The following is an 8,806-nucleotide window of genomic DNA, read 5'->3' as shown; positions in this document are numbered from 1 at the left end:
CGGACACTTCGGGGATGGTGAACTGGGACAGCAACGGGCCTCCTGCGGCGGAGAGTTGGTCGACAACCTCATCTCTGCCAAGAGGCCCGTTCGCCTATGCGCGCCCGCCGACAGGAACGATCATTCGAGGCGTCAACCCCGACGCTCCCCATCGAACACTGCCCGGTTCGCCACCACGCTCGGAGTCGTTCACGGCCGGGGTTCCTCGCAAGATCACGCTGAACGCTTCCGTCGGCATGTCGCGTTGTCTCTTCTCGGTCATGTTCGTACTGGTCCGGTCGCGGACGCGGTTCCCCCCTGGCGTTGGAAGGTTTGTGGTGTCGAAGTCCTCTGTGGGCGACGTGTTGTCCGGCCTGGTCAATCTGGGGGGCTCGGGGAAACAGACGCCGTCGTGGTGGGCGTGGCTGATGGGGGCGATCTCGGGGGCGTCGTATCCGAAGGCTGATGTGGCGGGGCTGCTGGCGGGCGCGGGGGCGTTGCGGCGGGCGGCGGGGTTCGTCAACGACCGGGCGCTGGCGGTGCAGCGGGCCGTGGCGGGTGCGGGCGTCGCCATGCCCGGGGCGGGGGCGATGATGGCCTCGACCCTGGTCAGTGTGGGGTCGAGCGCCCGCGATGGCGCGCGGAGCCTGGACGAGGGCGCCACCGCACTGGAGGAACAGGCCCGGGAGGTGGACCGGGCACAGTTGATGATGGGCTTCACCGCGGCGGTCACGTTGTGGACGGTGGCGCAGCTGGTGTGGGCGGTGGCGGCGACGGGCGGGGCGTCGGCCGCCGCGGTGCCCGCGGTGATGGCGGGGGGTCGTCGGTCCGTGAGCGAGATCGTGGCGGAGCTGCTGGCGGCGATGCGTTCGGGGGCGCTGTTTGGGGTGGGGCAGGACGCCCTGGTCCAGATCGTCGAGATCGCGAAGTACCGGGAGGGTTTGGACGTCACCTCACTGCTGGTCTCCGGGGTGGGCGGGCTGGCCGGTGGGATCGGGGACGTGGCCGGACGGGGACTCGGCGACCACCTGGTCGGCTCGGACCTGCTGCGCAAGGCGGCGGGCGGGGCCCTGGGCGGGGTGATCGGTGGCGAGGCGGGGACCGTGATCTCCACCGCGTGGCAGGGCGGCGAGTGGGATCCGGCCGCGTTCGCCCTCGCCGCCGCGGCGGGCGCCGGCACCGGCGCGATCGGCGGCGCCACCCACCACTACCAGGCCAGACACGCCACCACCCCCCAGGCGACACCGGAAACCGCTGCGCCCCACACCGAGAACACCCCGCAACCGGCCCACACCGAGAAGCTCCCCGGCCAGGCCCAAGACCGGGACCGGGAGCGTGCCGGTGACCACCGGGCACCGGGTGAGGCGGCCGCGGAGCCCGTGTCGGTGTCGGCGTCGTCTTCCGTGGCGGTGTCCGAGGCTGGCCGGGGTCCGTTGTCGCCGCACGGCACGACAGCCCCCACCGCACCGGCCCCGGCCGAACACCACGCCGCCTTCGCGGCGGAGCCCACCGCACAGCACCCCATCACGCCCGCACCGACCCACCAGCCCGCACCCCCCGCCCCCACCCGATCCGACACGGACACGACCACACCCCGGCACTTCGCCGACCGGCCGACCACACAGCCGGACACCACACGGCACACGACACGCGAAGCCGGGGCCACCACCGCCGGCACCGCCGGTGACGAAGCACCACACCCCTCCCCGCCCACCGGACACAATCCCTCGTACGGGCACAACGACTGGCGCAGCCGCGAGCCGAACTGGCCCGCGGCGGTCGCCAAGGCGCAGGAGCACCCGCTGGTACGGGAGGTCCAGGCACTCGACCCCACGGACCTGCGGGCCTGGTGGAAGACACTGCCCGAAACCCACCGGCAGCACCTGCTCGTGGAGCTGAACACCGTCCTGGCCCCCGCCGACCACCCCGCGCCCGCCGCCAGGACCCCCGAGGACGCCGAACTCGTCGCACTGCGCGCCGCGTTCGCCGGCGAACTCGCCCTCCACCGCCTCACCGACCACCACACCACCACCAACGAACTCCTCACCCGGCAGCGTTCACACCCGGCGAGACACCCGGCCACCACCGACAACACCGCCAGAGAGACGCTCCTCCACGCCGCGGGCCTCCAGGCCACCGCCGCCGACCGCAGAGCCGGCCACCTCCCCGCCGGCGCCCCCACCCCGCGCGGCGGACGGGGCACCACGCCCCTGCCCGGCCGCGGTGGCGGCGAGGGATCCTCCTCCCGCCCCACCACCACGGGTGCGGGCACGGCGGGTGGCACCGCCAGGACCGGCCCCGGGGCGGTCCGTTCGCCGGAACGTACTCGCACGGGCCGACCCGCACCGGCCACCACCGGGACCGGGTCCGAGGCCCGGAAAACGGCCACATCCCCCATGCCCCCGGCCAGGAACAGGACGGCCGGGCCACACCCGCGAACGGACGAACACCCCGCCACCGCCACCACGGCCGAGAACATCCCCATCACCGGGGCGCCCATCGCCGGGCCGCCGGCCGAAACGGCTGCGCGGGTCGTCACCGACGCCCACCACGTCGTCGCCGACACGGCCCGCACCGCCAGGCCCGGCCCCGGGGCGGACGAGCGGGAACACGCCGGGGCTCCCGGTCCGTCCGAGGACTGGGGCCCGGGCGTGAAGAGCGGTGCCCGCGTCAAGATCGTGCCGCCGGATCCGGTGATCGTCCGGCGGGTGGACGACCTGCACCGGGCCCTGTCGCGGCCATCGGTGAACGGCGCCCAGGTCCTTGTGCTGCTGCACCATCTCACCTCGGATCCCGGGCAGTTCCCCGCGGTCGACGCGCGGTTCCGCGAGCGGACCGGGGGCCGGTCGGTCACCGACGAACTCACCCGGGCCCACGAGGAGGGCAGACTCGACGACGGGAGCCACCTCATCGCACGCGAGATCGGTCGCTCCGACCCGGCCGAACCCCGTGACCTCCGGCCCCGGGAGCGGGTCATGGCCGTGCACGAGGCCCTCCAAGCGGGTGACTGGAAGGGGCTGAACACCCTCCTGCGCGGGCTGCGGCGCCGGGTACCGGAGGTGTTCGACCTCGAGGACGGCTACTCCGACCGGTACCCTTCCCGTCTGCGGGACGACCTGCGGGAGGCCTTCGGCGAGCACGCCGCCTACTTCGCGTACCTCCTCGGCCACGAACCCGACCTGGAGGCGATGGTCCTCACCCCCGCCGAGGCCCAGCACTGGCACGAGCAGGCCGCCCGCCTCACCTTCACCGACGACACCGGGGAGACGCTGCCGATCCCGTTCGACTACCCCGACACCGGTTGCTACGGCCGGGCCCACGCCATCGCGAAGATGCTTCATGCGGCGGGTGTCCACTCCCGCAAGGTGTTCGCCGTCCGGGACACGCGCCATCCCAGTGGTCTGGTCGTGGAGTCGGAGAACGCCAAGGGGGCCATGCCCGGAGCACCGGAGCAGGTGAACTGGTGGTACCACGTGGCGGCGGTGGTGCTGGTCGACGACGGCGCGGGCGGCCACATCGAGACGGTCATCGACCCCTCCCTCGGCCACGAGGCCATGCCGCTGCGAGCCTGGCTGGCAAAGATGGGCGTCCACTCCCACGCCCGCATCGCCGGCTTCGAGGCCACCCCGCACGAATTCCTCGAGGACCCCCACGCCTACCTGCGCCAGGCCGCACCCCGCTGGGGCGACACCATAGATTCGGAGTACCACACCCTGCCCGACTGGAACCGTCCGCTCGCCTACAGGGGCTATCCCGACGACATCCCCATGGTCTTCACCACCGACCGCAACAACATGAACGAGATCCTGCCTGGTGAGCAGGTGCCCCCCGGGGAGGAGCCCTCCTCCCTCAGGTACCCCGAAAAAGTGTGGAAAAGGACGGTGAAGGGCAGGATCAGCGGTTTCGTCGCCGAGGCCCGCTACCGGGCCGCGCTGCGCGAGGTACGCGCCATGCTCCAGCACCCGGACACCACCGCCGACCGGCTCCGGCGCCACCTCGACACCAGCCCGTTCGGCTCACCCATCCAAAAGGACGACCTGGTCTCCCTGTCGCTGCGCCACCGCCTCGCCGCCCCGGCCGAACCACCCGTGAACACGACGCTGCGCCACATCGGGCGCGCTCCCGTCCCGGGCCTGCCGCCCGGCCCGCCCCCGGCCCCGCACAGCGGCTTCCCACACCCGGAACCGTTCATCTTCCCCGGCGGTGCGGCGGCCATCAACGCGGCCACCGCCGCCCTGTGGAAGCCCGCCCTGGACGACCTGCCCGTCCACGAGAACCTGCGCACCGTCCTCGTCCCCCACCTCGGCGGCGACGGCACCCCCCACAGCAGCACCGGCCCCCTCAACACGGACGACTTCACCGACCTCGCCCGGGCCGCCGGCTGGCAACCCGGCCAGGCCCTGCGCGTGGTCTTCGCCGCCCTCCACCCCGACGCCACCACCGGCTACGACCACCCCGCCTACACCGCCTACCTGCGCCACGCCGCCCACACCCTCGACCACGACCACCCCCACCCCAACGGCGTGGACATCCACACCGCCGGCGCCCTCGCCCCCGACCTCACCCTCACCCCGGCCAAACACACCGGCGCCCAGGCGCGTGAGAAGGACTTCACCGCCCAGGGCACCGACCACTACTGGGGCGAATGGGTCCGCATCTCCACCCGCCCCCACCGCACCCCACGCTTCATCAGCGGCGGCGGTCAACTCCACCCCGCCACCGCCGACCACCCCGCCCTCGAACGCCAGAAAGCCCTCGACGCCCACACCCACCCCTTCACCGCCGCCCCCGGCCACCCGCACCCCGCCGACGGCATCGTCATCAGCTACACCGGCACCGACGCCCGCCCGCCCGTACTCGCGCCCAAACCCGGCCTGTTCACCGTCATCCCCCGCAACTTCGGGCCGTTCGGGCATCCCAACACCACCGACCACGCCGGCAAGCCGTTCGCCGCGGGCCCCGGCCTGGTGGCCCGGGCCCTGTACAAACGCGGCTACCACGGGCAGGACCTGCTCTGGCAGGCGCCCTACGCGCCCGAACACCGGGCCACCGCCCTGCGCTACCTCCTCGACCTCGCCACCGAACTCGGCAACCCCGACATCTACCTCCCCGCCCCCGGCTCGACCGGCTACACCGCCAACAACGGGCACCTGCAAAACCGGGACCACGGCTTCCCCGCCGACTACGAACGCCTCACCACCACACCTGACACCCCAGCCCGCCACACCACCACCGACGGCAGCCTCCAACCCCGACCCGTCACCAGCGACACCCCGCACCACCCCGCACAGACCCACACCCCCCACACCGGCAATCCCACCCCCGACCCCGCGCAGACCGCCCTCACCTCCGTCCACAAGACCGTCCTCGACAAGGCCCGGAACGCCACCCCGGCCGAACTCGAGGCCTCGTGGAACAAGCGCTCCCCGGAACTGATGCGCGCCGTCCGGAACAATTTCACGGAGCTGACCGGCACCGAGGTGCACACACCGACGGACGCCGAGGCCCTTCACCGCTACGCGTTCCTGCGCCGCGAAGCGATGGCAAAGCGCGTGGAGGACGACCTCCCCCTGCTGTGGCAGGAGCTGAACCGCAAGGGTGGCGTGGACGACGCCCACGGTGCGTCAGCGGACTCCGCCCCGTCGACCAACCCAGGCCCGGCGCCCGGTGCGGCCAGCGCCGCGCGCGGTGACGACAGCAGTCCAACACCGACCGGGGAACCGCCGGCAATCCGCGACGTGCCGATGTCCGAAGCAACCGCCACGCACGGTAACGCCGAGGCCAACGGCCTCACCCGCCCCGCACAGACCGCCCTCGCCTCCGACCACAAGACCGTCCTCGACAAGACCCGGACCATCTCCCCAGCCGAACTCGAGGCCTCGTGGAACAAGCGCACCCCGGAACTGAGGCGCACCGCCCGGAACCGTTTCACGGAGCTGACCGGCACCGAGGTACGCACACCGGCGGACGCCGAGGCCCTCAACCGCTACGCGTTCCTGCGCCGCAAAGCGATGGCAGAGGGCATGGAGGACGATCTCGCTCTGCTGCGGCGGGAGCTGAACCGCAAGGGTGGCGTGGACGGCACCCACGGTGCGTCAGCGGACTCCGCCCCGTCGACCAACCCGGACCCAGGCCCGGCGTCCGGTGCGGTCAGCGTCGCGCGCGGTGACGACGGGACGGCGGCGCCAAAAGCGGATGCGTCCCGCACCGCCACCGACCCCACTCCGACCGCCCTCACCCCCGCCCACAAGGCCGTCCTCGAAACGGCCCGTACCGCCAGCCCCGCCACGCTGGAATCCTGCTGGAACGCGGTCGGACCGACGTTCAGAGACATCATCCGGGAAAAGTTCGAAAAACTGGCCGAGAACCCAACATCCCGGCCAACCGACACCGAGGCCCTGCGCCGCTACGCCTACCTCCGCTTCCGGGCGTTCAAAGCGGAGCTGCAGGACGATGTTCCCCTGTTGTGGCAGCACCTGACCCATGGCAGTGGCGCCGAGACCATCCATGACATGCCCACCGGCGAGGGGCAGCGGATGGACATGAAGGTGGATTCCCCGTCTCCCGCGGCCGGAGACGTGACAGGAGTCGAGGCACCCGCCGCCCACAGCACCCCCGAGACCATCGACCCCACCCGCTCCGACACACCACCCCTCACCGACCCCACCCCAGGCGTCCTCACCCCCGCCCACAAGGCCGTCCTCAAAGAAGCCCTGGGCGCCACCCACGCGGTACGGGAAACCTGGTGGCAGGCAGAGAGCCGGCCCATCAAGGACGCCATCGAGCGCGAGCTGGCCACACGGGCCGAGGGCGACTCCCCCCGGTCCGCCGACACCGAGGACGGACTCCGCGCCGCCCACCTCTACTGGTTGGCATGCCTTGAGGACCTGGAGGACAGCTACCCCGCACTGTGGCGGGAACTGAAACGCGGCATCGACGCGGAGAACACCCACACCCATGACACGCCCGCCGACACAGGCCGGCCCCTGGACATGAACATGGACTCCCCACCCACCACGACCGCCACCACGCACGACGACCACGCAGGGACGCAGCCCGCCGGGCAGCGGCTCGAGAGCAGCGACGTGACAGGGGCCGACCCGTCCATCGGGACCGCCACCCCTGCCGTCGCCCACCTCACACCGCACGCCGCCGACACCCGGACGGACATCGGCACGACGCCGCCGTCCACCCCAGGCACCACCCCCGCACCCGACGCACCCGCTCCGGGTGCCCCGGTGCAGCGGGTGGCGACCGATCCGTGGCCCGAGGCGTTGCGGGAGAAGGCCCGGGGCTTCCTGCGCCGCCGCGACCTGGCCGCCACGCTGCCCGGCGACCAGCTGGCCCTGGCGGAAAGGACTCTCGACGCCGTGACGGGCCGCGAGTTCTCCGCGACCGCCCACACGTTCGGCTCGCCGGCGCTCATCCGCACCTACCGGCAGAAGACCGCCGCCTTCCTGCGACGGCACGCCCCCCACGTCGACCTGCGCACCTACAACCCCGCCGACCCGCTGCCGCTCCCGGGCCCCGAGGCACGCCTGCTGAGCATCCACGCCGCCCGAACCCCCGGCGGACGACCCCTGCCCGACGCGGTCACCCAAGCCGTCACCCGCACCGTCCTCCACTACCAGCGCGGCACCCTGCGCCACGAACCCCCCACCCCCGCCACCGTGTCCCCCACCGCCGCCCCGAACACCGTGCCCGCGCCCCGCAGCCGGGCCGCCGCCCGCCCACCGGCGCCCGGCCCAGGCCACCGCGCCGCAACCACCGCAGCCACAAGCCGCAAACCCGCCGCCAGGACGACGGCCGACCGCGCACCCCGCCACACGAACACCCAACCGGCCACGAGCGCCGGCACCTCACGAGCCCTCCGCCTGCCCACCGTCACCCTCCCCGCCACCCCCGGCGACCGGCCCCCCGCCAACGCCCGTCCCACCCGGACCGCACGCCCCGGTACCGCCAAGCCCGCCACCCCCACCTCACCCGGCAACCGGCCCGCAACCCTCATCGCCACCCCGCCCACCCAGCCCCGGACCGCACCGCCCACCGGCCCGAAACCCGCCACCAGGACCGCGCCGCCGGACACGACCCGGCCCCCTCGGGCCGCCGCCGCCCCGGACAGCCACCCCACCACCAACACGCAGACCCCCGCGCCCAACACGCAGCCCCCCGGGTCGGCCGCCGCACGCTTCGACCACCACCTCACCACCCGCCTCACCCAGGCCGCCAAAACCCTCACCACCCACCCCACCCCCCACCGACCCCACGACCCCCTCACCCAGCTGCGCCGCCACGTCTCCACCACCCCCATCACCGACGACCACCTCCACGCCCTCGCCCACACCCTCATCACCATCAGCCGCCGCATCACCCCCGACAACCTGCGCACCCTGCACGCCCTCACCCCCCTCCTCACCCCCGAACCCACCACCACCCCCACCCCCCACACCCTCACCACCAACCTGCGCACCCTCACCACCCTCGTCCTCGACACCACCCACCCCGACACCACCGACATCCACCACCTCCTCGACATCACCACCGTCCTCAACGAAATGGACGACCTCTCGGACGAGCACCAACCCCTCGACCTCGACAGACTCAGACGCGAGGCCCGAGGAGCCACCCCGTGAAAAACCGTCGCCGCACCGAATCCGGCCGACGGGTTCCCACAGGCCGGACACGATGCCAAGGCTCGCGGGGCAGGCCCCGCACACCGGAAGCCGACCGGCCAGGTGACGCGCGGCCCCGAAAAGGGCTCTCCTGTCGCTTCCGTGGGTCGCTGACCAGGGCTGATACGCAGAACACGCCGTATCCCGGCTACGTT

General features: G+C 72.9%; 1 protein-coding gene. It reads left to right on the top strand.

The annotated features are described in order from the left end of the window. Nucleotides 1–407: 407 nt before the first annotated feature. The gene (locus AB0O11_RS36400; protein WP_363395947.1) at nucleotides 408–8,612 is read left to right on the top strand and encodes a protein-glutamine glutaminase family protein; all 8,205 of its coding nucleotides are present in this window, start codon (nucleotides 408–410) and stop codon (nucleotides 8,610–8,612) included. The last annotated feature ends 194 nt before the right edge of the window (nucleotides 8,613–8,806 follow it).

It is taken from the genome of Kitasatospora sp. NPDC093102, from assembly GCF_040683915.1.
GTDB lineage: Bacteria > Actinomycetota > Actinomycetes > Streptomycetales > Streptomycetaceae > Kitasatospora.
The sequence above is the reverse complement of the archived record's forward strand: the minus strand, read 5'-3'. Positions and strand labels throughout refer to the sequence as shown.

Excerpts from the sequence above, each read along its gene's own strand:
- AB0O11_RS36400 (WP_363395947.1), top strand. The coding sequence starts at position 408 with ATGGGGGCGATCTCGGGGGCGTCGTATCCGAAGGCTGATGTGGCGGGG.